The sequence below is a fragment of the Pedobacter cryoconitis genome, from assembly GCF_003259615.1.
GTDB classification, from domain to species: Bacteria; Bacteroidota; Bacteroidia; order Sphingobacteriales; family Sphingobacteriaceae; genus Pedobacter; species Pedobacter cryoconitis.
In genome coordinates this window covers 105205-130530 of sequence record NZ_QLLR01000002.1, presented here as the reverse complement: position 1 = coordinate 130530, position 25326 = coordinate 105205, and the positions used below count along the sequence as shown (strand labels likewise).

General features: G+C 37.8%; 19 protein-coding genes. 12 read left to right on the top strand and 7 right to left on the bottom strand.

Translation table 11 applies throughout. The annotated features are described in order from the left end of the window. Positions 1 to 33: 33 nt before the first annotated feature. The 3 genes from LY11_RS03500 (at position 34) to LY11_RS03490 (ending at position 4927) form a co-directional block, all read left to right on the top strand. Positions 34 to 1137: an efflux RND transporter periplasmic adaptor subunit gene (locus LY11_RS03500; RefSeq protein ID WP_111632636.1), complete on the top strand. Its 1104-nt coding sequence runs from the start codon at positions 34 to 36 to the stop codon at positions 1135 to 1137. Between the two features lie 62 nt (positions 1138 to 1199). Further along, the gene (locus LY11_RS03495) at positions 1200 to 2114 is read left to right on the top strand and encodes a helix-turn-helix domain-containing protein (protein ID WP_111632354.1); all 915 of its coding nucleotides are present in this window, start codon (positions 1200 to 1202) and stop codon (positions 2112 to 2114) included. Positions 2115 to 2365: 251 nt separating this feature from the next. After that, positions 2366 to 4927 (top strand): DUF5686 and carboxypeptidase-like regulatory domain-containing protein, encoded by a 2562-nt coding sequence (locus LY11_RS03490; RefSeq protein ID WP_111632353.1) that lies wholly within the window; start codon positions 2366 to 2368, stop codon positions 4925 to 4927. Here LY11_RS03490 and LY11_RS03485 read toward each other — a convergent pair. Beyond that, positions 4924 to 6141: a BamA/TamA family outer membrane protein gene (locus LY11_RS03485; RefSeq protein ID WP_111632352.1), complete on the bottom strand. Its 1218-nt coding sequence runs from the start codon at positions 6139 to 6141 to the stop codon at positions 4924 to 4926. The two genes, LY11_RS03490 and LY11_RS03485, sit on opposite strands and share 4 nt — an antisense overlap. 72 nt (positions 6142 to 6213) lie before the next feature. Here LY11_RS03485 and LY11_RS03480 point away from each other — a divergent pair, with 72 nt between their 5' ends. After that, the gene (locus LY11_RS03480; protein ID WP_211321474.1) at positions 6214 to 6930 is read left to right on the top strand and encodes a DUF92 domain-containing protein; all 717 of its coding nucleotides are present in this window, start codon (positions 6214 to 6216) and stop codon (positions 6928 to 6930) included. A 222-nt stretch (positions 6931 to 7152) separates the two neighbouring features. Further along, positions 7153 to 7836: a substrate-binding periplasmic protein gene (locus LY11_RS03475; RefSeq protein ID WP_111632351.1), complete on the top strand. Its 684-nt coding sequence runs from the start codon at positions 7153 to 7155 to the stop codon at positions 7834 to 7836. Positions 7837 to 8035: 199 nt separating this feature from the next. On the opposite strand, the gene LY11_RS03470 is transcribed toward LY11_RS03475, so the two are convergent. Beyond that, complete coding sequence (locus tag LY11_RS03470; RefSeq protein WP_111632350.1) at positions 8036 to 8263, bottom strand: hypothetical protein; 228 nt, start codon at positions 8261 to 8263, stop codon at positions 8036 to 8038. A 157-nt stretch (positions 8264 to 8420) separates the two neighbouring features. On the opposite strand from LY11_RS03470, the gene LY11_RS03465 reads away from it, so the two are divergent. Continuing rightward, positions 8421 to 9065, top strand: coding sequence for a DUF1269 domain-containing protein (locus LY11_RS03465; RefSeq protein WP_111632349.1), 645 nt, complete (start codon positions 8421 to 8423; stop codon positions 9063 to 9065). Between the two features lie 24 nt (positions 9066 to 9089). Here LY11_RS03465 and LY11_RS03460 read toward each other — a convergent pair whose 3' ends face one another. Further along, positions 9090 to 11453, bottom strand: coding sequence for an ABC transporter permease (locus LY11_RS03460; protein WP_111632348.1), 2364 nt, complete (start codon positions 11451 to 11453; stop codon positions 9090 to 9092). Positions 11454 to 11659: 206 nt separating this feature from the next. Here LY11_RS03460 and LY11_RS03455 point away from each other — a divergent pair, with 206 nt between their 5' ends. The 3 genes from LY11_RS03455 (at position 11660) to LY11_RS03445 (ending at position 13471) form a co-directional block, all read left to right on the top strand. Then, positions 11660 to 12613, top strand: coding sequence for a helix-turn-helix transcriptional regulator (locus tag LY11_RS03455; protein WP_111632347.1), 954 nt, complete (start codon positions 11660 to 11662; stop codon positions 12611 to 12613). Between the two features lie 69 nt (positions 12614 to 12682). Next, positions 12683 to 13180 (top strand): DinB family protein, encoded by a 498-nt coding sequence (locus tag LY11_RS03450; RefSeq protein ID WP_111632346.1) that lies wholly within the window; start codon positions 12683 to 12685, stop codon positions 13178 to 13180. 81 nt (positions 13181 to 13261) lie between these two features. Next, entirely contained in the window at positions 13262 to 13471 is a 210-nt protein-coding gene (locus tag LY11_RS03445) for a DUF6965 family protein (protein WP_111632345.1), read from the top strand. 4 nt (positions 13472 to 13475) lie between these two features. On the opposite strand, the gene LY11_RS03440 is transcribed toward LY11_RS03445, so the two are convergent. The 3 genes from LY11_RS03440 to LY11_RS03430 form a co-directional block, all read right to left on the bottom strand. Then, a complete protein-coding gene (locus LY11_RS03440) occupies positions 13476 to 13883 on the bottom strand; it encodes a MauE/DoxX family redox-associated membrane protein (RefSeq protein WP_170132615.1) in 408 nt (135 codons plus the stop codon). A 323-nt stretch (positions 13884 to 14206) separates the two neighbouring features. Beyond that, a complete protein-coding gene (locus LY11_RS03435; RefSeq protein WP_111632343.1) occupies positions 14207 to 14785 on the bottom strand; it encodes a Crp/Fnr family transcriptional regulator in 579 nt (192 codons plus the stop codon). A 697-nt stretch (positions 14786 to 15482) separates the two neighbouring features. Next, positions 15483 to 17867, bottom strand: coding sequence for a family 78 glycoside hydrolase catalytic domain (locus LY11_RS03430; RefSeq protein WP_111632342.1), 2385 nt, complete (start codon positions 17865 to 17867; stop codon positions 15483 to 15485). 421 nt (positions 17868 to 18288) lie between these two features. Here LY11_RS03430 and LY11_RS03425 point away from each other — a divergent pair, with 421 nt between their 5' ends. After that, positions 18289 to 18759 carry an RNA polymerase sigma factor gene (locus LY11_RS03425; protein WP_111632341.1) on the top strand — a complete coding sequence of 157 codons (471 nt, stop codon included), beginning with the start codon at positions 18289 to 18291 and terminating at the stop codon, positions 18757 to 18759. A gap of 6 nt (positions 18760 to 18765) precedes the next feature. Here the strand turns inward: LY11_RS03425 and LY11_RS03420 are convergent, their stop codons facing one another. After that, a complete protein-coding gene (locus tag LY11_RS03420) occupies positions 18766 to 20091 on the bottom strand; it encodes a glycosyltransferase family 2 protein (protein ID WP_170132614.1) in 1326 nt (441 codons plus the stop codon). Between the two features lie 176 nt (positions 20092 to 20267). Here LY11_RS03420 and LY11_RS03415 point away from each other — a divergent pair, with 176 nt between their 5' ends. Then, positions 20268 to 21455, top strand: coding sequence for a FecR family protein (locus LY11_RS03415; protein WP_111632339.1), 1188 nt, complete (start codon positions 20268 to 20270; stop codon positions 21453 to 21455). A 152-nt stretch (positions 21456 to 21607) separates the two neighbouring features. Beyond that, entirely contained in the window at positions 21608 to 25321 is a 3714-nt protein-coding gene (locus tag LY11_RS03410; RefSeq protein ID WP_111632338.1) for a SusC/RagA family TonB-linked outer membrane protein, read from the top strand. The last annotated feature ends 5 nt before the right edge of the window (positions 25322 to 25326 follow it).

The window sequence follows — 25326 nt, the reverse complement described above, 5'->3', positions numbered from 1 at the left end:
ACAACTAAAAACAGATACATAGCATCTCATATAATGAACAAAGACATATTCCGCCGGACTTCCTTTTTTTTAAGCAGTATTGCATTGGCCGCCTTGCTGAGCAGTTGCCACCACGAGGAGAAAAAAGAAAATAAAGCTGCTGATAAAAAAGCAGAGCTCAAGACTTTTGTGCTGAGTAAAGAGAAAATGGCGACTACCCTGAAAATGCCGGGTGAGCTGATTGCTTATCAACAGGTTGATCTTTATGCTAAGGTAAGCAGTTTTGTAAGAACGTTAAAAGCAGATATTGGATCTGAGGTTAAGCAGGGACAGTTATTGATGACTTTGGAAGCACCAGAACTGGCTTCACAGCTTGCTGCTGCGGAGTCCCGTCTGAAATCTCAGGAAGCTGTTTATACGGCGAGTAAAGCGAATTATGACCGTTTGTTTGAAACCAGTAAAACTCCCGGAACAATTTCAAAGAATGACCTGGATCAGGCAATCGCTAAAAGAAACTCAGATCTTGCGCAGTTTAACGCGGCAAAGGCCGCTTATAAAGAAGTAGGGTCTATTCAGAATTACCTGGAAATCCGTGCTCCTTTTGATGGGATAATTTCTTCGAGAAATGTGAATCTGGGCGCTTATGTAGGGCCTTCGGGAAAAGGATCTGAATTTCCTTTATTCACTTTACAGCAGCAGAAGCATTTGCGTCTGGCGATCTCTATTCCAGAGTTATATACGGGTTATCTTAAAGAAGGGGATGCGGTTACTTTTACCGTAAAATCACAACCTGATCTATTGTTTACTGCCAAAGTAAAAAGGTTATCTGGTGCGCTGGATCAGCGTTTACGTTCAGAGAGAGTGGAAATGGATGTACCTAATTTATTAAAGCAGCTTTTACCAGGAATGGTAGCAGATGTTTCGATTCCTTTGCCAGCAAATGCGAGTACTTTTACTGTGCCAAAAGCCGCTTTGGTGGAGAGTGCTGAAGGTATATATGTGATCCGTTCTAATGCTGGAAAAGCAGAAAAGATAACGGTTAAAAAAGGCCGTGAAACCGATGACAGGATAGAGATCTTCGGTGATATTAAGGAAGGGGACGTGCTGGTTAGTCAGGCAAATGAAGAAATTCATCCTGGAGATGCTATCAAACCATAATATTACAATAAAAATATAGGGACATCTTAAAATTTATGCAATTTTAATGCGTGAAAAAAAGTATGTCCCTTCAGGAGTTTTATGAGATGTTTGCTGTTAACCGACCAGATGTCACTATTCCCAATACAATACTTGATGCACATACCGGACATTTTAATGTATTTAAAAGGTTCGGTTACTGCACCTTAAATCCTTCTCCTTATAATAGAAGAGATTTTTATAAAATTGCTTATATCATTGGTAAAGGGGTACTTCATTATCCAGACCGGCAGATAGAGATTGATGGTTGTGCATTGATGATTACCAACCAGACTATCCCATATTCGTGGCAGTCAACTTCTGAATTTCAATCAGGCTACTTTTGCTTGTTTACCGAAAATTTCATGCGCCAGCGAACAGAACCGCTAAAGAATTCTCTGCTGGCCAGGATACAGGATAATCCTGTGTTTTATATCGATAAGGAGCAGCAGGAACATGTGGCCAGGATCTTTGAAAAAATGCTGGCAGAAATGGAAAGTGATTATACTTATAAGTATGATCTGATCCGTAATTATGTCAATTTGCTTATTCATGAGGCTATGAAAATGCAGCCTTGTGAGGCGCAGGTTAAGTCAAATAATGCGTCTTCCCGTATTGCTTCTTTGTTTTTTGAATTGCTGGAAAGACAATTCCCTATTTATTCTCCTGATCATGTATTACCGCTGCGTACTGCGAATGATTTTGCTGCACGGTTGTCTATCCATGTGAACCATCTGAACCATGCGGTGAAGGAAGTGACTGGTAAAACTACTTCTGAGCATATTTCAGGACGTATCGCCAATGAGGCCATCGCCCTGCTTAAACATACGGAATGGAATATTTCGGAAATCGGCTATTGCCTGGGCTTTGAATATCCTGCAAATTTTAATCTTTTTTTCAAACGCCAGACCATGGCTGCACCAAAAGCATTCCGTGAGAAAACAATTGGCTTAAGTTAGTGTTGTTTCGCTGCGGCCTATAGCCCTGCAGTATGCTTATAAACGTATGTTTTTGATTTTTTTTATTTGATGATCATGATTTGGTATGATTTTTAACATACATTAACATCTTAATTGGGAAACATTTGGTTAATTAGAGTTATTATATGATATACACGTAGTTATCATATAATACAGCGCTGATCAGTGTATGATTAAGCAGTTATTTGCATAAATATTAACAAAAAGACTTAGGCCAGGCGTTTTAGATTATGATTAATATCCAGAAGAAGTCTTTTTGTGTACTGACTGTACTTGTTTTTCTTTTTACACTCCAGGCTGCGGCCCAGCGTACCGTAATTTCAGGAGCTATAACAAATAGTAAGGACAGAACTCCTATTCCTTATGTTACGGTTTTGTTCAAAGGGTCTAAAGTAATGGCCAGAACGGATATAGACGGGAAATATGAGATCAGTACGACTGAGCCTTATACCCAGTTACAAGTGGAGTATGTTGGCTTTAAAACACGCTTTTTTCCTGTAGTTGCCGGCCAGTCGCAAGTACTGAATATTAAATTACAGGAAGAGTCACAGAACCTGAACGAAGTAAAGATCAGCTCGAATAAAAAGGCTCCTTACAAGAATAAAGGTAATCCGGCTGTAGAACTGATCAGGAAAGTGATCGAGCATAAGGCTATGAACAGGCTTGAAAGTGCCAATGAGGTACAATATCAGCAGTATGACTGGATGCAGTTTTCACTGAGTAATTTATCAGAGAAATTCAAAAATAAAAAGCTTTTCCGCAAGTATCAGTTCTTATTTGATCAGCAGGATTCATCTGAGATAGGGGGAAAGAATATTTTGCCTATTTATCTTCGTGAACGGTTTTCTCAAAATTACTACCGTAAAAATCCTGAGAAGAAAAAGGTGATTATGCTGGCTGATAAGCATGTGAATTTTGATAACGGGCTTGTGGATAATAATGCGATTGGTAATTATTTCGAAAGAATGTATGCGGATGTAAATATTTATGATAATAATATCATTTTTACAAATAGCCAGTTTTTGAGCCCTATTGCTGATGGCGCGCCTACGTTTTATAAGTTTTTTATCACGGATACGATCAAAACTTCCAAACCTAATTTAATTGAGCTTTCTTTTGTCCCGCGTAATAAGAATGCGTTATTATTTGAGGGAAAGATTTATATCACCATGGATGGAAAATACGCTGTCCAGAATGCTTTATTGAAAACGGCTAAGGATGTAAACATAAATTTCGTCCGGGCTATGGAAGTGAAGCTGAATTTTGAACAAGATTCTTTAGGCAAATTCCACCTTAGTAAAAGTCATTTGTTGGTGGATTTCGGATTAGGAAATGATGGAGGAAGAGGCTTTAAAGGGGAACGGACAGTTGTAATCAAAGATTATAAAACGAATGTTGTACAGCCGGATGCCATTTATAAAGGGGAAAGTCTGGTTGTGGTTCCGGAAGCAGAGAGCAGATCTGATCAATTCTGGGCAAATAACAGGCTGGATACTTTAGCGAAGGAAAAGATCAAAATCTATCATAATATGGATAGTCTGGGTCAAATGAAGTCTTTTAAGCGTTTGATGGATGTGGCTTCTATTCTTTTTATAGGTTATAAAAAGTATGGAAAGACAGAAGTTGGCCCTATTTATAGTTTTTATAGTTTCAATAGCCTGGAGGGCTTCAGATTGAGGTTTGGAGGCCGTACAACTACAGACTTCAGCAAAAGATTTTATTTTGATACTTATGCTGCTTATGGTTTTAAGGATGAAAAAATGAAGGGGTATCTGAGTGCTGCTTATGCCTTTAATAATAAATCTATTTATACTTTTCCGCAGAGCTTTATCAGGGCGAGCTTCCAGCGTGATGTGGATATTCCGGGTGATGGGGCGAAAAATATAATTCCGGAAGATAATTTTGTCGCTTCTTTTAAACGTGGAGAAAGCAACCAGTTTTTATATAGTGATTATTACAGAGTCAATTATATGCAGGAGTACAGCAATCACTTTTCTTTTAACCTGGGCTTTAAGAAATGGTCACAAACTCCGGCCGGATCGCTGATATTCGCCAATTATGTAGACAATAAAGCGATATTGACTGATCAGGTGACTAGTTCTGAGTTGAGTCTGGATCTTCGCTATGCTCCATATGAGAAGTTTTATCAGGGTAAAACTTTCCGGGAAAGGATTATCGAAAAATACCCGGTATTTAACCTGAATTATTCAAGAGGGGTAAAGGGATTATTTGGTGGACAATACAATTATCATAATATCATGGGAAGCATTGATAAGCGTTTCTATTTTTCACAGTTCGGGCGTTCAGATGTACGTGTGGAGGGTGGTTATATAGCGGGCAAGGTTCCTTTTCCTTTGCTGGATATTCATAGGGCAAACCAAAGTTATTCTTACCAGATTTACGCTTATAATTTGATGAATTTCATGGAGTTTGTGAGTGATCATTATGTGAGTTTGAATATTGATCATAATTTCAATGGATTGATATTAAATAGAATACCATTGATCAAAAAGTTGAAATTGAGGGAATATATTACTTTCAAAGGTTTATATGGTGGTTTGAGAAAAGAGAATGACCCAAATCATGATGCTTCTTTATTACAGTTTCCTGTCAATAACGAGGGTGTTAAAACGACCTATTCATTGGGTAAATTGCCTTATATAGAAGGCAGTATAGGGATTGGGAATATCTTTAAGGTTGTTCGCCTGGATTTAGTAAGAAGATTCAATTATCTGGATAATCCGGGGATTTCTAAGTATGGGTTAAGGGCAAAAGTTCAGTTTGAGTTTTAGAAGGCTTCGTTGATGCCAACAAAAACGCCGTTTGATCCTTTACCAATACCATAATCAAGACACAGGTTGGTTCTTGTATGTTTATTGAATAAGATACGTAATCCAGCTCCTCCGCCTGGTTCCCAATATTCAAACAGGCGTGTGCGGAACTGGTTGTTGGCAGTTTGCATATTGAAAAAGGTCACACCACTGATTAATTTATTGGCTGTAATAGGGAACCGGTATTCCAGTTCATTGTAAAAGTAAGAGGGGCCTTTAAAACGTGCGATGGTGTAACCGCGGCCAAGGCGCTGATAGTTATCACTTCCTGTACCTGGTAATTCTAAATAAGGGATATTTCCTTTTAAAAGGTAAGAGCCCCATAACCAGAAGGCCAGCACATGTTCAGGGTTCTTTTTAGAGAGTGACCAGTATTTCCTTAATTCTGTTTTTAATTGTGTACCATTCTGGTCGCTTCCAAGCCATTGTCTGTTTGATCGGAATGATAGATTGACATAAACCCCTTTATAGGCACGAAAGGGTTGGTCACGGGTGTCATATTGCAGGTTCACCGATAATCCGCTGGCAGTATAGCCATAGGTGGGAAAACCATTTTTAACGCTGTAGAAGTGATTCCTGGTTTTTGACTTCGCCGAATTTTCACGTTCGTCGTCAATATTAGTATAGTAATTAAAGGCAAAACCTGCACCAGCGTAAAAGTTATCAAATATCTTATGGTATATGTTTTCGTATAATTTTGCATAGGTATACTTGATAGGGGATATTCCGGGGTCATCTTTCCCAGTGCCAATACCATGGTCAAGGACAACAGTTTTTCCAAATTCCCAGCTGCCTTCCAGGTACCATTTATTGGCTTCTGAATAGACATTATGTTTCAATTGTATTAAAGCTAACTGGTTTGTGGAAACAGCTCCAAAGGCATCAAAGATTGATATTGTGGTTGTTTTAGGATTGCCAAATACTTTCGTTACCGCCACATCCGCGCCAAACATAAAGCCTGTACTTGGGGTATAACCAATGGAAGGGAGTATCGCCAGGCTGCTTGTCTTTTTGGAAGTTGTATCTGTTTTTGTGTTTTTTTTAAACAATATCCTGAATATATCGTTTACATCCTGTTGGGCTACAGTGTCTTTTAAAGGCATTTTTTCCTGTGCGAATAATGCATAGGGAGTACTCAGAAAAAGAAATAAAGCAACCAGAAAATAACGAGACATATATTTTTTAAAATTACAAAGAATATCTTCAATCTTGTCAATGCTGTCTCATAAATTTTATTACTTTTAGCCATGTTGATTCAACGTACCGCTCTTTCTGTTGCTATTTTACTGATGGCTGGCGGATATTTTAGTGTCCGCTTCCGGAAATTAACGGTAGGTGCAGCAATTACCGGAGTGCTTTGCGGAATACTTATTTATCTTGGAATTGGTGATGCAGGCCTTGCTTTACTGGCTGCATTTTTTCTATGCGGAACACTAGCCACAATCTGGGGCAGGAAAGCAAAAATTCAACTGGATAAGCCGGGCGATTCTATACAAAGGAAGCCGGGACAGGTACTGGCCAATGCTGGAACAGCAACAATCCTTTCTTGTGCAGTGATAGTTTTTCCTGACTATAAAGCGGTTTTACTGGCAATGACAGCTGGTAGTTTTGCATCTGCTACAGCAGATACTTTATCCTCTGAGTTAGGGGTATTGTATGGCAAAAGATTTTATAATTGTCTGAGCTGGAGAAAAGAGGCAAAGGGGCTTGACGGGGCAATCAGTTTGGAGGGCACATTGATAGGTGTGGCCGGAGCGGTATTAATTGCATTAATTCACAGATTGTTTACAGGAGATAGCGCGTATGTGCTTATTCTTGTTTTTGCAGGTTTTGCAGGGAATTTTTCAGATTCAGTGCTGGGTGCGAGTTTAGAACGCCGCAATTTTCTGAGTAATGATGGGGTAAATTTTCTAAGTACGTTATTTGCTGCGGGCATAACTCTATTATTAATCAGTGTTTTCTGATGGTTTTAATTTTCTGATCGTCAAATGAAATATTTATATTGGAGATTATTGAAAAAGACCCTTAAAATTAACTAAAATTGTCAGTATAAATAACGGGTTGGCCCGGGTTATTAATCTTCAATGGAAAAAAATGATTAAAAGAAGGGATTGATACAAATATACAGCCCCTGAGAATTGAAATAATAAATTATGTCAGGCTCGTCTGACAAAAACAATAAATAAATGAAACGAATATTGAAGATAGGACTGGATTCTGCAGCGCCTTTTCCTTTACACAGCGATTATAATTCATCTGTATTTGAAGGATTTGAGGTAGATATGATCCGGGCAGTTGCTGAAGTTCTGGACCTCGAATTACATTATGAGGTTTCATTATGGAAAACTATCCTCGAAAAATTATATAAAGGTGAGCTGGACATGATTTGTTCAGCGGTAACCATGACTACTTCCAGACAAATGATTCTGGAATTCAGTAAGCCCTATTTACAATTTCAATTGTGTGCTGTGGTTAACGGGGGGGACGGTCTGATAGATCTGAGTAGTTTTAAGGATAAAAAAATAGGAATCAGGACAGCTACAGAAGCAGAAAAGTATGTAATGGCGCAGTTTCCTGGTAATGCTACTGTGCATACGGACACAAATGATGAGCTTTATAAAAAACTTCTTGCGCATAAAATAGATGTGCTGATAGACGATTCCCCGATTGTAGGCGGCTTTTTAGCGAAACATCAAAGTTTAAAGATCGGTATGTTTATGCCGGTAACCGAGTCTGAATATGCTATCGCTATGAAAAAAGGCGACCTTGCACTCCAGCATCAGATTAATGAAACGCTTGATCTGTTAAGACAGAATGGAGTTTATGATTCCATTCATGATAAGTGGTTTAACAGTATTAAACTTGTCTGATTATCTTTCCATTAATTAATTGTAATTTTGTATCTTATTGTTGTTTTTAGGGCTGTAAGATCTGTACCGTGGATAAGAAAAAACATAAAGATAAAAAGCATTCCAAATCGAATTCTAAAAAGAAAAAGGAATGCTGTGAAAAGTATAAAAAGGGGAAACGCTGCGATAATTGTCCTTTAGGATAATTGATTTGAAGCAATTAAGCTCTGGTTGCGTCTTGTATAATTTCATTTAAACGGACGTTATCATCTTTGTATGCCTCATTCAGCCAGATATATTTGCCCATTTCTGTATCATAAATTGCAATACCCGGGCCATGTGCTGGTCCAAGATCGCTAAAGTATTTATGACAGTCTACTATAGATCCTAATCTGCAGTACCAATCCTGATTTAGTTTGTAATTGATGTTAATAGCTAAGTATCTCATACTATAAACTTAAGCAGTGGCTTCAGGCTCTTCAAGAAATTTATATTAAATGGTTGATATGTTATATATTAAACCTTCTGTACCAAACAAAACGACTTTTTGATTGCTTTTATAGGTATAGGTATAGGTATAGGTTTGACTCAATAAACTATCAATTATGGAAAAGATAATACAGGCTCTGTTCAGCACTGAACCAGAGGCATTTAATGCCATGAAGGCTATACAAGAATTAGATCATTCACAGGAAATTTCTTTAGGTGAGTCTTATATCCTCAGCAAGGATGAGGATGGCAATACGGCAATTCGTTCTGCTAAAGATGAAGCGGAAGGTTACAGCGCAATAGGGGGAGGGATAATTGGCGGATTGATCGGTTTATTAGCCGGACCGCTTGGTTTACTGGTTGGTATAGGTTCTGGTATGGTTGCAGGATCGGTTGGTGATACAGTGAGGGCAGAAGGGGTTTCAGATTATCTGGATAAAGTATCTGTAAATATCCCCAAGGGTAAATTTCTGCTGATTGTTCATATTTGGGAAGATTGGGAAACGCCTGTAAACACTGTTTTAGAGCCATTAACCCAGGATATTACCAGGACAAGTGTAGATGATGAGGTCTTTATCGCTGCGCCGGCAAAATTGGTTGCACTGCGGGAAAATCAATTGTCGCGCTGGGTAGATAACCATCATCAGCATAATGCGGACAGGGGTACTTTAGAGGCTCACTCACAAGAAAAACAGGAGCGCCTTGAGATTCGTATTAAAGAACAAAAAGAAAGGCTTGAGCAGCTTAAAAAGAACCGATAATTTAAGCCGCTCAACAAGCCATAATTACTCGTATTTAAGGGCATCTACAGGGTTTGATTTCACCACTTTAATGGATTGAAGGCTTACTGTCAGGATGGTAATTATCAGCGAAAGCCCAATTGCAATGGCAAATGGTAAAATAGAGATAGATACTCTGAAGCTATAGGAGTCCAGCCAGTTGTTTATCAGGAGATAAGCAACTGGAAATGCGATTAAGTTACCTATAGCTACCAACTTAATAAAATCTTTGTTTAATAGGGTTATAATATTCAGGTTGCTTGCTCCCAGTACTTTACGAATACTTATTTCTCTTTTTCGTTGTTCGGCCATAAATAAAGCCAGCCCCAAAAGCCCAAGGCAGGATATGAAAATGGCAAATCCTCCAAACCAATTGGATAAAGTACCTAATAGCTTCTCATTCTGAAATTTCAATTCGAAACTTTCATCTACAAAGTGTCTTTCAACCGGGAAATCCGGATTCATCATTTTTACTATATGGTCTATCTTATTGACTGAATTACTTATATTCTCGTTAGGGTTTAACCGGGCAATGAGTGTATAGATTTCTTCCATGTTGTAACTAATAGCCATCGGTTCAGCACTTTTATAGGGTGATTCCATCACCATATCTTCCATTACACCTATAACTGTAAGCGGCCGTTTTTCATAGTGAATTATGCTGCCTACAGGGTTTTTGAGGCCTATTATTTTGACTGCTGCCTGATTCAGAATAATTGTTGCTGAGTCTTTAAATTCAGGGGAGAAGTCTCTTCCTGACAGAATTTTTGCACCCGTAGTTTTAGTGAAGTCATAACCTGTTTGCCGATAATTAAAGACGAATACATCATTTGGTTTTTTGCCTGCCCAGCTAAAATCACTGGTATTATTCCCTCCCTGGTCGAGTGGCTGACTGAAATAAGTGACCTCAGTGACTGCACCGGATTTAAGGAGCTGATCTTTGATTAAAAGTAATTGTGATTTAGTCCTTAGTTTCCCTTCAACAGCTATATCTATGAGTCCGGCCTTATTATATCCGATCGGTTTATTTCTTACATAATTCAATTGCTGATAGATTACTGCAGTGCAAATTATCAGGCAGGCGGCAAAGACAAACTGAAAGACAACGAGTATTTTACGGATTGAAAGTGAAGAGTTTCCTGCTACATTAAATCCTTTCAATACTTTAACTGGTTCAAAAGAAGAAAGATAAAATGCAGGGTAGCTGCCTGCTACAAATCCGGTTAATAGGGCTAAACTAACCAATGCTGACCAGAATTTCCAGTCTTTATAGTCAATAGTCAGCTCAATATGAAGTAGTCCATTAAAATATGGGAGGCTGATTTCCAGTAAGGTAAAGGCTATCAGCATGCCAATAAATGCTAATAACATGGATTCCAGCATAAACTGACTGATCAGGGATTTTCTGGAAGAGCCAATGGCTTTACGCACACCAACTTCTTTTGCCCTTTTTTCAGACCTTGCGGTAGAGAGGTTCATAAAGTTTACGCAGGCAATCAGCAAAATAGAAAAAGCGAGCATCAGGAAGATCCTGAGCTGATCAATTTTACCACCTGTGGATTTTCCGTTTTCAAATTTATCATATAAGTGCATTTTAGAAACAGGATGCAAAAAGGCTTCACTGGAAGATATGGGTCTGTTTCTTTTATAAATCCCTTTCATCTGGCTGTTAACCTGATCAAGGGACTGATTGTCTTTGAGTTGTACCAGGGTCATGCAGACATTGCTTTTCCAGTTTGATTCTTTGAGCGATGGGTTGTGTTTTTTATTTAATGCCCAGGGTAACAGGTAGTCGAACCTGATACTATTGTTCATAGGAATATCTTCAATAACAGCTTCTACTTTCAGGTTTTCAGTGTTTCCGAGTTTTACTATTTTATTGATCGGGTCTTCGCTGCCGAACAGACTTTTAGCTAGTGTTTCGGTCAGAATTACTGTGTTTACTTGTTGTAAGGCACTGGCTGGATTACCTTTGATAAATTTATAGTCCAGTATTTTAAGGAAAGAAGGTTCGGCATAAGTGGCTGCTTTCTTGAAATTATTCTGCTTATAACTGATTAATGTGCGTCCAGCAGGGTTATAGTGCGAAGTGTAAGCTACTCCGGGTATTTTATCTCTTATTTCTCTGGCCATTGGTGCGGGAGTCCATGACCAGCTTGTAATCTGCCCATTGGCAGTGATGTTATCGATCGCGATATAGGTTTTCTCCCGCTGGGTAAACTGCTTATCATAACTCATTTCATAGGCGACATACAGTAATAAAATGAGACAACTGGCCAGACCAATTGCTAAACCACCAATATTAATAAAGGTAAATACCTTGTTTTTCCAGAGATTACGAAGTGCTATTTTGAAATTCAGTTTAAACATATCTTGTGTTAAATAAGGACCGGTTATGAATTGATCGTTTAGCTAAGGATATGCCAATAAAAAAAATGTTAATTGAGTAGCAATAAACCGCGTTTTCTAAATTAAGTAAAAAATAATTGTTCGTAAATGAACAGGTACTGTGCATCTGTGGACAATAGTTGTCTTTGGTATGCTAATTTTATTAGCTAAATTTATAGCTTTGAGCTATGAACCGAATAGACCGCCTCTCTGCTATACTTATTCAATTACAATCACGCAGAACGATCAGAGCACAGGATATTGCTGAGCGTTTTCAGATTAGTTTGCGAACTGTTTACAGAGACGTAAGGTCGCTGGAAGAAGCCGGAATACCAATTATTGGGGAGGCAGGAGTGGGTTATTCCCTGACAGATGGCTACAGGTTACCACCGATTATGTTTACCCGTGAGGAAGCCACAGCATTCATTACTGCAGAAAAACTGGTGGTAAATCTGACTGATACGGCCAATGGGAATTCTTATAGCAATGCACTTTATAAGGTAAGAGCTGTTTTAAAAAGTGCTGATAAGGATTATCTCGAAAATCTCGATGACAGGATAGAGGTGTTGAAGGCTACACATGTTTCTCCTGCACTTCATTCGCATCACAATCCTTTGCAAACTATTCTGAATGCCATTGCAGGGAAAAATGTAATGCAGTTAAATTATTTCGCTTATTACAGGCAGGAACATACACTCAGGTTAATTGAACCGGTTGGGGTATTTTATCTTGATAATTACTGGCACCTGATTGCGTATTGCAGAGAAAGAGAAGCGTATAGGGATTTTCGTTTTGACAGGATTACAGACATCAGTAAGTGTGTGGAAATCTATAGTGACTGTCATCCATCGCTGAAGGATTATCTTCGTGATATGTTCAAAGAAGTTAAATTGGAAGAAGTACTTATCAAAGTAGATCAGTATGCTTACCCGCATCTTGGACAGCAAAAGTATTATCATGGATATGTAACTGAAACTCATCTGGAAGATGGTATTGAAATACAGTTTCTCACCAATTCTTTAGAGGGGTTTGCCCGCTGGTTTATTGCCTTCGCTGATCATGCTGTTATTTTACAACCGGAGGCTTTACTGGCTAAAGTGAAATGTATTTATTCCGGTATTGGTAAAAAACTCGCGCAATAAATAGAGCTGCTGACATAGGGTTGTCACCTGGCATTTGTTTCTTTGACTGAACAAATAAAACAAAATACAATGTCAACCATTCAAAATTTACTAAAAGAGATAACCGAAGAATCGGTAGTTACCCGTAAAATGCTGAAACTTGTTCCGGTTGCTCAGCAGGATTGGCGACCTCATGAAAAAAGTATGCCTATGAGGAACCTTGCTGCACATATTGCTGAATTACCGGGCTGGGTGAGCATGGTTTTGAAAACTGATGGACTAAATTTTGCGGACCAGACTTATCAAGCTCCTGCATGGAGTTCCAATGCAGAGCTGCTCGGAATCTTTGAAAAGTCATTGGCGGAAGCAACAGCAGCACTCCAGGTTGCAAAAGAAGAAGATTTGCTGCCAAACTGGACATTGAAAAATGGGGAACAGGTGCTCCTGTTAAAAACTAAGGGTGAGGTTATCCGGCATTCTATAAGTCAGATTGTCCATCATCGTGCTCAGTTAGGAGTTTATCTTCGTTTACTGGATATACCTATTCCAGGTAGCTATGGGCCAAGTGCAGACGACCCTAATTTCTAATCTTCCTATTTATATCTAAAAAAACAGCCTTCATATAATTATGAAGGCTGTTTTTTTAGATATTTCTTTTAACTTCGCAGGATGTCAATAGAAGAATTAGAAGCCTATTTTACTGGAATAAATTTACCTGAGCAGATTGAACTGGAACGTGGTGTCATGGTCATGAATTTACCTCTTTTTTTGGAGTCACATTTAACCTATATAAAGATAAATCATGAGTTGAGATCTGCTGAAGTGTTTATTCATCGTTTACATCAGTTAAAGGACAGGTTAGAGGAACTTAAGGACTGATTTCTTACATTTCCATCAATATTACGCCTGCAAGGGCAATAAGTGTAAGTACAATATTTACTTTAAAGTGGTTGTACCAGCCTAATCTGGCAAATAATCCACCACAAGCACAAGGATACTGGTCATAGATCTTAAAAACTGCTCCACCTACATAGAGTGTAAATGCGCCCATCATTAACAGGGACGAATACATGCCTGTTAACCTGGTTTGTGGGATAATCAATAATCCAACTAATATAAGTTCAGATAAAGGCAAAGCATAAAGCAGGATCTTTCCAACCCATCTGGGGAAGACCTGAGTCATAAGCGCATGATGGAACTGATGCAGGTTGAATAATTTTGATAAAGCTGCATAGGCCCATAATAAAACGAGCACTCCGGTAATGATGATAATAAAAGGATGTAGGTTCATAATTTTATACATTAGGTTAATTCCAAATCAATTAATTGCAGGACTGAACGAAATAGTCATTCTAAGGAAAGACACGTAAGGACATATTTTTGTCAGCCTGCAATTAATAGAGCGCGTTAATTTATCTTGTTTGATGAAGGCAATTTACGGATGGATTTTGCTCTAAAAAAGGGACAAATGTCCCAAAAGGATTAAATTTATAGTGCAAAAAAAAAGCTGTAACCCCCGGGGAAAGGGGTACAGCTCAAAAAGGCCGGTAATATACCAGCTGGTCAATAGCTTAAGAAAGTATGAAAGGGAACGGCGTGGTTAAACTGCTAAATCTAAAATCTCCTTGTTCTGGATCTTATGCGGTTTAATGTTTTTCGGGATATGCCAAGATAGGCGGCAATACTTTCTACTGATGCTTTCCTGAAAATTGCAGGACAGTCTCTCATTAAGTGCAAATAGTGTTCTTCGGGTGTATAAGCAGCGAATTCAAGAATTCTTTTTTCGCTCATTTGCTGATAGTCCTGCATAATCTTACGCACATAGTCGTTCGATTCCGGGAAACCAAGCAATATTTCTTGTACGTCATCAAAAGATATGGACACAAGGACGCTAGGTTCCAGAAGTTCTATATAAGTCTCTGAGGGAATCTGATTAAAAAAGCTGTTGAGCGGCACCATAATATCATTCTCATTCCAGAACCAAAAAGGTACTTTCTTTTCTTCTTTAAAAACAAATCCCATCGCAGATCCTTTTTCAATAAACCAGGCCCGGTTAGGGATTTGTCCTGGCTTTAAGATAATCTGACTTTTAGCATAATACTCCCTCTTAATCATTTCGTTGAGTTTTAATTCTAACTCTAAACGCAAAGAATTCTTTCCTGCTAGCAGTCTGAACAATTCTTTATTTTCCATTTCATATTATAATTTAAAAATGATACGAATTACTAATTAGTTTGTAAATATGATCTGCAAAGTCTGGATTTTAGGCAAATCATTATAAAATAACTCAATATTTTATTGTTAAGGAGGAACAAGTAATTCGATGTGCATGTACGATGTTATAGGTTAATAATCAACAAAATACGAAAAATATCATTTACTTTAATTATTATAAAAATAAATGTATCAACAATTCTCTATCAATTAAGAACTTTATATTCTCTTTATACTCAAAACATTGCTTGTAACCTTATTAATCTGATATTTTTAAAAATATTGGGAAATTCAGATGGGGAAAAAATCTTTGATTTTATACACATATAGGTGGTGTGTCATTTGTCACATCCTAATTTTAGCTAATTGATTTTAACCCTTTTTTTATTTGTGCTGTACCTTGATGTCATTAGTACCGGGAAATTTGAACGGAAAAATTATAATCTGCGTTTATTATTATGGGTTTTTTATAAACGGTTAATTATCAAAATATTAAATCTGTTCTGATTTTTTCTGGGATTCTGCCATTAATTCTCCTTTTTTTACGCTTTTATATGTTTTATTTACCTGATATAAAGGTTTTTATGAATTGTGACAGATTTGTTCTTAAGGTGGATTGTGATTTCTGATCATAGCTGGAGTATTAAGGTTTGTTGAGTTCATGGCTTGCCTGGTCTTAAATTGAAATAATTTGTTTGCCTTCATGTAGTTTGACCTCTTTACCTTTCCAGGTAAATATTCCGGTGGTTTGTTCGGGTAGTAATATCTCTGCACGAATTCCTTCTTTTCCATTTCGTTTGAGTATAACTGATACTTTTCCTGCAGGAATAGGCATTGTTCCGGTAACTTCAGTTAGTTCACCTAAAGAGGGTTTAATCAGCACGGTTTTAAAGCCTGGAGTTCCTGGCATAATACCGCAAATTGTAGCCAGAAAATCATAATCAGGACTTGCGCTCCAGGCATGGCAATCAGATCTTGTAGGCTCAGGTTTTTCTGCGAAAGTTGTTAATCCCATTTTCAGCATATCTCTCCATGGTCTGAGCTCTTTATAATATAAATCACCCATTTCGGCTTTTTTTAAGGCTTGTGTAAGGTAAAAACGATAAAAGAAGGTAACCTGGCCGATGGATTTATCATTCAGGATCTTTTTCATCAGCGTTTGCCCTTCTTGTAAGGTCACGGCTCCGCTTAATATAGCCCAGATACCCGCATGCTGACTATAAGTTTGTCTTTCGGGAGTATCCGCTATCAAACCGTTCGCTTCGTTATAACAATACCAATAGGTATGGGCATTCAGTTCCAAAGCAAGCAATTCCTGGTAATCTGCTTGTGCGGGATGATTAAATGCTCTGAATAATTCTGCGGCTTGATTCAATGTGTAGGCATATTGCAAAGTAATAATAGAGGAATTTCCTTGTTCTGCGCCCGGTGCAGTACCCCAGTCATTGAAATTATCCCAGTCTACAAAATTCCACCAGGTTAGCGGACCCAGCATTTTTTTCTTTTGGTCTACACGATTATGAAACCATTCGAGCGTTTCATGAATAGCCGGGAGAAATTGTTTTACAAAGGCATCATCATGGCGGTGCATCCAGTAATCATGGATCATGGATACCCAGAATAAAGAAAAGGTTGGGATAATTTGCAGCCTGTTACTTGGATAGCGGCCTTGTGTTAATCCTTCAGGAGTGCGGGAATGATAAAAGTCAAGAATCGCCTTTCGCATAAGCCGGTCATCGCCAGAGGTATAAAGAGAGATTAAAGCTTGTATACGGCTATCACCTGTATATTGTAATTGTTCATAATAAGGGGTGTCATAATACATATCGCCTGCACAAAGTTGTGCGGTATGCCAGCCGACTTTCCATATTTCCTGTAATGAAGGGTCATTGCTGGAAAACGAGGCATTCATTTTAAGCGGATAACCGGTTTTCATCCCATAGATGTCGTTTAAAATTAATGGATCATCAGTGGTCATAATGTCTAACTGCAGGTAACGGTAGGCTCTAAACCATAAAGGGCGGAATTTTCTGTTCCCTTCACCATCTGGTATAAAAATGTCGTAATTCCCTTTAATTTCTTTGGCATCTATCTCATTTCTATTCCCTTTATTATCTTGTTTATCAAATAATGCTTCGGAATAAGTCATTTTGATTCTTGATCCTTTACCGCCTGATACTATGAGTTCGGGGTAAGCGGCTGTCATTGACTGCTGATCCAGTAAAATGCTGACTCTTTGATTCGCAGGAATTGTGAGCGGCCTTTTTCCTGTGAGAAAATCTTTATTTACTTTGATACTATTTGTACGGCGGATAACTGGAAAACGCAATATGCTTTCCTTTAATAAGGGTATATTTCTTGGTGCTAAAGTCCATAGGTTATCTGTTCCATAACCTACAGGCTGGGGATGTGTGAGTTCCTCGGCAGCGTTCCAGGAGGCATCGTTGTATTCAAGGGTTTCCCAGTCCCATGGATACAATTTTCCATCTACCTGATCTCCAGGGCCAACAACCATATAAGCTTTTAATCTTTCTCCGTTATCCAGAGCGCAGGGGGTATAGGCTTTACTTTTTTTGACTTTCCAGCTTACGTCGGTATTGACCATTTGTTCTGCTGCAGAATTACCTTGTACAACAAAGGCTGTTTGATTGGAAACCTGTGCGACAGGAGCTAGACTGCCCATATTCCATACCAGTGCGGCAAGAATGTTTTCACCTTCTGTCAAATAAGGAGCAATATCTATAGTTTCAAAAAACCAGTTAAACAGATCGCCGCGGGCGGGCCCTGAACTGATTGCTTTACCGTTTATAAACAGGCGATAGCGATTGTCTGCGCTTACATGAATTAAAAAAGATTTTGGTTTGCCGGCTGCAGGGAGAAGAAAGGTTTTTCGAAAATGATAGACTCCGTATTCACGTTGTTGGTTTGCGGGGGAGGTAATCCAGAATGCCGGCCATGCACTTTTAAGTAATTGTGGGTTAACAGGAGGTAGTGCCTGGCACAATACCTGATTTACTCCACAAAATATGGTGCATATAATAAGGATTAATCTGAATTTCATACGCTCAGTTTATACAAGGGTGTTAGCTATACTTGGTTTTACTAAAATGCTTAAAAAACCGATTCTACACATATGTGTAAATATGAAAATCGGCACGTCTAATCTACATAATTCTTTATATTTTAGATAGTTAGTTTTAAAAAATAGGTGTAAATACGCTGGTTTAAAATTAGTTTTTCTGGAATAAATGCGATCGTTATTTTTTAAAAGCATTTAGCCAAATTCAACTTTTTATTGATTAAAGTTAAACAGGGATTTATCAAATAGATTTTTATCAGGACTGAAAAAATAAGATTTAACCTTTTAGCTATATGGATATGAGATCTACACAATTAGTTTATCATTCTTATTCCGATACAGAACTAACTGCCCATTTAAAAGAGGGGGACAGGGCTGCATTCGAAGAAATTTATGAGAGGTATTGGAAAAAACTGTACAACGAGACTTTAAACGGTTACGAAATAAGGAATTGGTGGAAGAGGTTGTTCAGGATGTCTTTAGTGATCTGTGGATGAAAAAGGAGAGGAAGAACATTGATAATATCTACGCATATCTTTTAGGGGCTATCCGCTACCAGGTATATATGCTTTATAAGAAAGGAAAGACAACACCGCATTTTGAAGCACCGCTTGATCATCTGTTATTATCTTCGATGCAGGCAGATTCTTTGTTTAAGGAGAAAGAACTTAAATGGTGTATTAGTGTCTGGTTAGCAATACAGCCTGTAAAGCGTGCTGCAATTTTCAGAATGAAGTATATGGATGACCGCTCTACCAAAGAAATTAGTGAGGTGCTGAATATTTCCCAGAAAACGGTGCAAAACCAGTTACTTCATGCTTTTTCTGATTTGAGGGGGGGGTTGAATAGGATTATGGCGTTTTTGTATTTATAATAATGTTTATTCCCGATTAAACATGAGTTCTTCATCTTTAAAGAATTTGAGACTTGTATTATTTGGATGTAATCTGGCAATAAAGCCCTGAAAATAGTCATGTGCAAAAACTTTCCCCCCTGAATTACGGACATAATCATCATCTTCTCTAATTTGCAGATCTTTAAAAGGATGTTGCTCCCAGAATGATTTTCGATAGATCAAGCTTGCCCCTTTTAACCATGGAGATTTAGAATTACTGTTTTTGGTCATCCAGTAACGATTAAAAGTGGCTTCGAAAAATTGCACTTGATTTATACCGCAAATATCTGCATCAGAGTTGATTAATGCTTGTACTTGATGCGAAATCCAATCTTGCGCATACCAGTCATCGTCATCCCAATGTGTGATCAATTCTCCTTTGGCTATTTCACAAGCAATATTTCGTTTTGTTCCTATTTTTCCTAATGGCTCGAAATAGAAGTACCTGATTCGGGGGTTTTCAGGGATTAAGTCAACTATAGATTCTTTTCCATCGTCAATAATAATTAGTTCAGCATTCATATAATCCTGTTTCAGAAAATTAGTTATTGCAGCAGGAATAAAGTCTTTACGATTAGCTGTCGGCATGATACAACTTACCAATGGCAAGTCTGAACTGCTGGAAAGAATAGAGTGCTTTTCACATTTTTCCGGAGCATCTATTTTCATCATCCATTTTTCTATTCTTATTTTTTTTCTTAGATCTTCATACATCAGAATTCCAGAATTATCATCATGAATGAAACCAAGATAACCGTCACTGTAATTATGCGGATGTATTTTGGCTTCGGGAGAATTCCATATAAACTCATTATCCTCTCCTGCTTGCAAACGATGGAAAGGATGCTTTCTCCAGAAAGATTTCCAGTAAGCCAGAGTTCCACCATAAACCCATGGTTTTCCTTTTTCAGTATCTCTATAGGTCCACCTTTTATTTGTGAAGGCGGAAAAGAAATTAATGTCACATAGCCCGGTAATGTCTGCACCAGAAATGATCAAAGCATTGACCTGTCGACTTACCCAGTCATGGGCATACCAATCGTCATCGTCCCAGTGAACAATAATTTCTCCAGAAGCTTTCTCGCAGGCGATATTGCTTACTTTACCAAGATTGTTGCCAATTGAGTTGCCATATATATAATGGATGTTCGGGTGTTCAGGGATTAATGAAGCAATTGATTCTTCACTATCGTCAATAATGATCAGTTCTATATTAGGATAGTCCTGATGCAGAAAAAAATCTACGGCATAGGGAATGAAAATCTGCCTGTTCAGTGTAGGCATAATGCAAGAGACGAGTGGGAAATCCATAATCATTTTTTTTAAATTTAGACAAGAGCGGACTAAATTCAGAGGGACAAATGTCCCTAAAAGCTGCAGTTTAAATAATTTATGGTATCTGCATTCAGGATATTTTCAATAGAGATAGGAGATTGATTCGTTTTGGTATACTGTTATAATAAAGGTTATCAAAGTACACCAATTAAATGAACTCAAAAAAAATTAAAGACGAATTTTTAAATGCAGTTGAAGCCTATCTAGAGGGGACTGCAGACGAAGATCAATTATTATTTCTAGAACAGTATTTTGATCTCTTCTTAGAGGCGGATGATGTTCTGGATTCTCTGGATATGGTTTATGTGAAAGATATACATGACCGTATGCTTTCGGAGATTAATAATGAAATTGAAAAAAAAACTAGTGTTTCCACTAGTAAGACAGTTCATGCACGTTCATTTTCGAAATATTTATATTTGGCTGCAGCAGCTGTTTTTGTGATTCCAATGAGTCTTTATATATACCAAAGAAGTCATGAGCTTAAACCTGTTAGTAGTCAGCTGGTAGCTAAGATTACCCCAGGAGGAAATAAAGCGGTTCTAACTTTAGCTAATGGATCTAAAATATCATTAACTGATATGAAAAATGGAGAAATTGCTAATCAATCTGGCACTGTAATTACTAAAAACAGAGATAGTCAGTTAGTCTATCAGCAATCTGCTGTTTCTTCTACAGCTACTGCTTATAATACGATAGAAACTCCTAGAGGCGGACAGTTTCAATTGATTCTATCCGATGGAACAAAGGTCTGGTTAAACGCAGCATCTTCTTTACGTTATCCTTCTGTCTTTGGCCAGGGTGAGCGTAAAGTTGAATTAATTGGGGAAGCTTACTTTGAAGTCGCTAAAAATCCAACTAAACCATTTTTAGTTTCTTCAAGCAAACAGGTCGTGGAAGTGTTGGGTACACATTTTAATGTAAATGCTTATACAAATGAGCCTGTTGTCAGTACTACTTTACTCGAAGGAAGTGTTAAAGTAATCAGCCCTGTGGCAAATGCCTATAAAGTTATCAAACCCGGACAGCAATCACTTATCGATAGCGATGATGCTGATAATAAGGGGATTAAAGTGAAGAACATAGATCCAGATGAAGCTGTTGCCTGGAAAAATGGATACTTCATGTTTGAAAAAGAAGGACTTGCAAGTATCTTAAGAAAGGTGTCCAGGTGGTATGATGTAGAAATTGAAAACCCGCAAGGAGAGAAATTGGATAAGCTATTATTTAGTGGTACACTATCTAAATATAGCGATGTTTCCAAAGTATTGAGAAAGCTGGAGTTGACAGAATCGATTCATTTTAAGATAAAAGGGAGGAGGATTATAGTTATGCAATGAAACGCTACTCAAATAAAAATCAAATAAGTCAGGGGTGCGGAAACACCCCTAACTATTTGGTTTATAGTAAGATTTAAGCAACCTATTACCAATGCGAAGAGGTTACCCTACAAGATATTTCTCTTTGCAAAAAAAACCAAGCAGATAAAGGTATGAATTATTATACTAAACTTTTAGGGTGCCTGACTGGCAACCTGAATAAATTTTTATTAGTAATGCGGCTGATGATTATTTTGTTTTTTGTGGGAATGATGCAAGTGTCTGGTGCGATCTATGGACAGAAAATAACCCTGAACCAAAATAAAATAAAAATCACACAACTTTTTAAAGAAATTAAAAGACAAACCGGGTATGATGTACTATGGCAGTCAGAAAAGTTGAATGAAAACAGGATAGTCAATGCAAATTTCAATAAAACTGACCTTAAAGTGGTTATGGATCAGTGTCTTGCCGGACAAAATTTAACATTCTTGATTGAGGACAATAGTGTTGTGATTAAACAACAACTTGCTAAGGTTCGGCCAGTGAGTATTATGCCGTTTGTTCAGGATTCTATTGTTTATAAAGGGAAAATTTTAGATGAACAAGGTAAGCCATTACCTGGTGCGACTATCCGTTTAAAAGGAGGAACAAGAAGTTCTGTAGCTACAGAAAGTGGATATTTTGAACGGTATGGCACTAAAAAAAGTGTTCTCGTAATCTCTTATATAGGATATAATACTAAAGAAGTTTCTTTAGCCAGTTTGAATGCTGCTGACATGATTACTATTAAGATGAGTCCTCAGTCTAATATTCAGCTGGGTGAAGTAACTATTGCGAGTAATGGTTACCAGGATATTCCTAAAGAACGTATTACAGGTTCTTTTGAAGTAATTAGTAAAGAACAACTACAGCACACTACGAATACAAACTTACTCAAACGTTTAGAAGGCATAACAACCAGTATGGATTTTAGGAATGATCTGACTCCTACAAATTCGGCCAATAGAGCAAATATAAATGCAAGATCTCCACTTACAAATTTAACTATCCGTGGAAAAAACACCTTGACTATTGCAGGGTTAAGTAATAATAGTGGCAGGCCTCTTGTAGTTATAGACGGAATTGCAGATCCCTATTCTATTGATCTGATCAATCCAAATGATGTGGAGAGCATTACTGTTTTAAAGGATGCGGCGGCAGCTTCTATTTGGGGATCCAGGGCGGCAAACGGCGTTATCGTCGTAAAAACAAAGAAAGGGAATTACGAGAACCCTTTACAAATTTCATTCAATGCTAACCTGAATATTACTGAAAAACCCAATCTTTTCTATCAAAAAACAATGAGCACATCTGATTATATTGATGCGCAGTTGTATAAATATAGTCAGGATTACCCAGGTTCAGGAGATCATTCACCTGAACCAATAATTCAAGTTGGTCAATCAGTAATTTCGCCAGTAGCACAAATCATGGATCAACAACGGCTAGGACAAATTAGTCCGGATGTGGCGAAATCTCAAATAGATGCCTTACGTGGTAATGATTTACGGAATGATCTTAACAAATATTTTTTCCGTAATGCTGTTACACAGTCCTATTCCATGGCAATTGCTGGTGGAAGCCAAAAAATAGCGCAGCGATTTTCTGCTGGTTATGATAAAACTTTAAACAATACGGTAAAATCCGGATTGAACCGGGAGAATTTGAATTATTCCATTTCGGCGAAACCTATCACTAAACTGGAACTTCAGGCAAGTGTTATATACACCCAATCAAATACAAGCGGTCAAGCGAGTGTCGATGATTTTAATGGAGCAACGAATCCAACTGGTAATATAAGTGTCTTTCCTTACAGCAGGTTAGTTGACAGTCAAGGTAATCCCATGTCGATTCCCAAAGCATATAGTCAGGCATTTCTAGATCTTTTGCACTCAACCTATGGAAACAGTTTATTAAGCTATGATTACAAGCCATTAGAAGATATTAATGAGGGATACAATCTTTCCAAATTGCAGAATATTAATATAAATTTAGGAGCGACTTATAAAATACTCCCAGAGTTGTCTGCTAATGTATCCTATAATTATAATGTCACCTCAAATGACATCACAGATTTGTCGAGTCAGGACTCATGGTATATGCGGGACAAGATTAATTCGTTTACCTCACCTATAAACGCTTTTGATCCTCAAAATTCCACCTTATTTCCGATAGCTGGTACCAGAAACTTACCTCTTGGAGGACAGTATACAAAATCTGCTACTAAAGCTAATAATCAAACTTTAAGGGGGCAGTTAAATTTTAATAAAATCTGGAATGATAAACATAATATTTCTGCTATTGCAGGAATCGATATTTTTAAAAGTCATACTATGCTTACATCCAATGGGTATTTTGGATATAACGAAAAAGATTTTTCTACTGCTGGTAATTTAAATTATAACTATAACTACCTGCTATTGTTCGCAGATCCTATCACTTTTGCAGGATTTGGTCGCACTGTTCCTCCAGGAACTTTCATGTCGGCTTCAGAAGGAAGGACTATCAGCTATTTTTCTAATGCAGCCTATACCTATGCTAATAAGTATACCCTGTCTGCAAGTTTCCGAAGGGATTTATCTAATATATTTAGTACCGCGGGTAATAGTGGTGGAACCCCTTTTTATTCTCTTGGTGCCAGCTGGATTATTAATAATGAGAAATTCTATAATTTTTCTTTATTCCCTGTTCTAAAACTAAGAGCGACCTTTGGATATAACGGAAATACAAATCCTGTTTCCTCTGCCACACCGAATTTATCAATTACACCAAAAAATTTGGTACTTGATGGTAATCTTCTTGGATATGCAGATATATTGAATCCTACTAATATTAAATTAAGGCCAGAAAAAACTGCTGTATTAAATTTTGGCCTTGATTTCGGTTTGAGAGGTGGTCGTTTATCAGGAAGTGTGGACTATTATCAAAAAAGAACTAAGGATTTGCTGGCAAATAATGCAGCTGATCCGAGTATAGGTTTTAATCAATTAGAGTTCAATTCCGGGGATTTATTTGGCAAGGGTGTAGATCTGACTTTAAGCTCATTAAATGTACGGACTGGGCTTTTCCGCTGGACTAGTAATTTCTTATTCAGCTATAATAAGGTCAAGGTCACTAAGCTATATGCGCCTATTAATTATACTGCGAGTAACATCGTATCAAGCCCCTCTCTTTTTACGCAAGGAGATGACCTTTCTCGTGCATATGCTTATAGATGGGCAGGTTTAGATCCCGCCACAGGTAGTCCCAGAGGTTATTTGAATGGAAATATTGTTGTCCTGGACAATTCACAAGCCGGTATTGATGCGCTAAGTGCTATTCAGAATCAGCCGCTGAGTTCTTTACATTATTTTGGCTCACTGATTCCTGTTTATTACGGTTCTTTCCGCAACACATTCAGCTATGAAAACCTTTCGCTTTCAGTTAACCTACTTTACAAGCTGGGATATTGGTTCAGAAGACCTCTTAGTACTCTGGTTCAGTATAATAACTTATATACTACTGGTAACTTACAAGGAGCAGAATATGCCAATCGCTGGCAAAAACCAGGAGATGAGGCATTCACAAATGTACCCGCCGCAGTTTATCCAGGCAGTGCAGACAGAGATGATTTTTATAGAAATTCAGATATCAATGTCCTGAAAGGTGATCATATCCGCTTACAGGAAATCAATCTGTCTTATACTTTTAATAAAAAGAACTGGGTGCTCAAAAACCCAAGAATTTATGCCAATGTATCCAACTTGGGCGTGATCTGGAGAGCGAATAAACAAGGGCTTGACCCGGATGTATTCGACTATCCGTTGCCAAGAACCTATAGTCTTGGTTTAAGTGCTAATTTCTAAAATTG

Excerpts from the sequence above, each read along its gene's own strand:
- LY11_RS03500 (WP_111632636.1), top strand. The coding sequence starts at position 34 with ATGAACAAAGACATATTCCGCCGGACTTCCTTTTTTTTAAGCAGTATT.
- LY11_RS03495 (WP_111632354.1), top strand. The coding sequence starts at position 1,200 with ATGTCCCTTCAGGAGTTTTATGAGATGTTTGCTGTTAACCGACCAGAT.
- LY11_RS03490 (WP_111632353.1), top strand. The coding sequence starts at position 2,366 with ATGATTAATATCCAGAAGAAGTCTTTTTGTGTACTGACTGTACTTGTT.
- LY11_RS03485 (WP_111632352.1), bottom strand. The coding sequence starts at position 6,141 with ATGTCTCGTTATTTTCTGGTTGCTTTATTTCTTTTTCTGAGTACTCCC.
- LY11_RS03480 (WP_211321474.1), top strand. The coding sequence starts at position 6,214 with ATGTTGATTCAACGTACCGCTCTTTCTGTTGCTATTTTACTGATGGCT.
- LY11_RS03475 (WP_111632351.1), top strand. The coding sequence starts at position 7,153 with ATGAAACGAATATTGAAGATAGGACTGGATTCTGCAGCGCCTTTTCCT.
- LY11_RS03470 (WP_111632350.1), bottom strand. The coding sequence starts at position 8,263 with ATGAGATACTTAGCTATTAACATCAATTACAAACTAAATCAGGATTGG.
- LY11_RS03465 (WP_111632349.1), top strand. The coding sequence starts at position 8,421 with ATGGAAAAGATAATACAGGCTCTGTTCAGCACTGAACCAGAGGCATTT.
- LY11_RS03460 (WP_111632348.1), bottom strand. The coding sequence starts at position 11,453 with ATGTTTAAACTGAATTTCAAAATAGCACTTCGTAATCTCTGGAAAAAC.
- LY11_RS03455 (WP_111632347.1), top strand. The coding sequence starts at position 11,660 with ATGAACCGAATAGACCGCCTCTCTGCTATACTTATTCAATTACAATCA.
- LY11_RS03450 (WP_111632346.1), top strand. The coding sequence starts at position 12,683 with ATGTCAACCATTCAAAATTTACTAAAAGAGATAACCGAAGAATCGGTA.
- LY11_RS03445 (WP_111632345.1), top strand. The coding sequence starts at position 13,262 with ATGTCAATAGAAGAATTAGAAGCCTATTTTACTGGAATAAATTTACCT.
- LY11_RS03440 (WP_170132615.1), bottom strand. The coding sequence starts at position 13,883 with ATGAACCTACATCCTTTTATTATCATCATTACCGGAGTGCTCGTTTTA.
- LY11_RS03435 (WP_111632343.1), bottom strand. The coding sequence starts at position 14,785 with ATGGAAAATAAAGAATTGTTCAGACTGCTAGCAGGAAAGAATTCTTTG.
- LY11_RS03430 (WP_111632342.1), bottom strand. The coding sequence starts at position 17,867 with ATGAAATTCAGATTAATCCTTATTATATGCACCATATTTTGTGGAGTA.
- LY11_RS03420 (WP_170132614.1), bottom strand. The coding sequence starts at position 20,091 with ATGGATTTCCCACTCGTCTCTTGCATTATGCCTACACTGAACAGGCAG.
- LY11_RS03415 (WP_111632339.1), top strand. The coding sequence starts at position 20,268 with ATGAACTCAAAAAAAATTAAAGACGAATTTTTAAATGCAGTTGAAGCC.
- LY11_RS03410 (WP_111632338.1), top strand. The coding sequence starts at position 21,608 with ATGAATTATTATACTAAACTTTTAGGGTGCCTGACTGGCAACCTGAAT.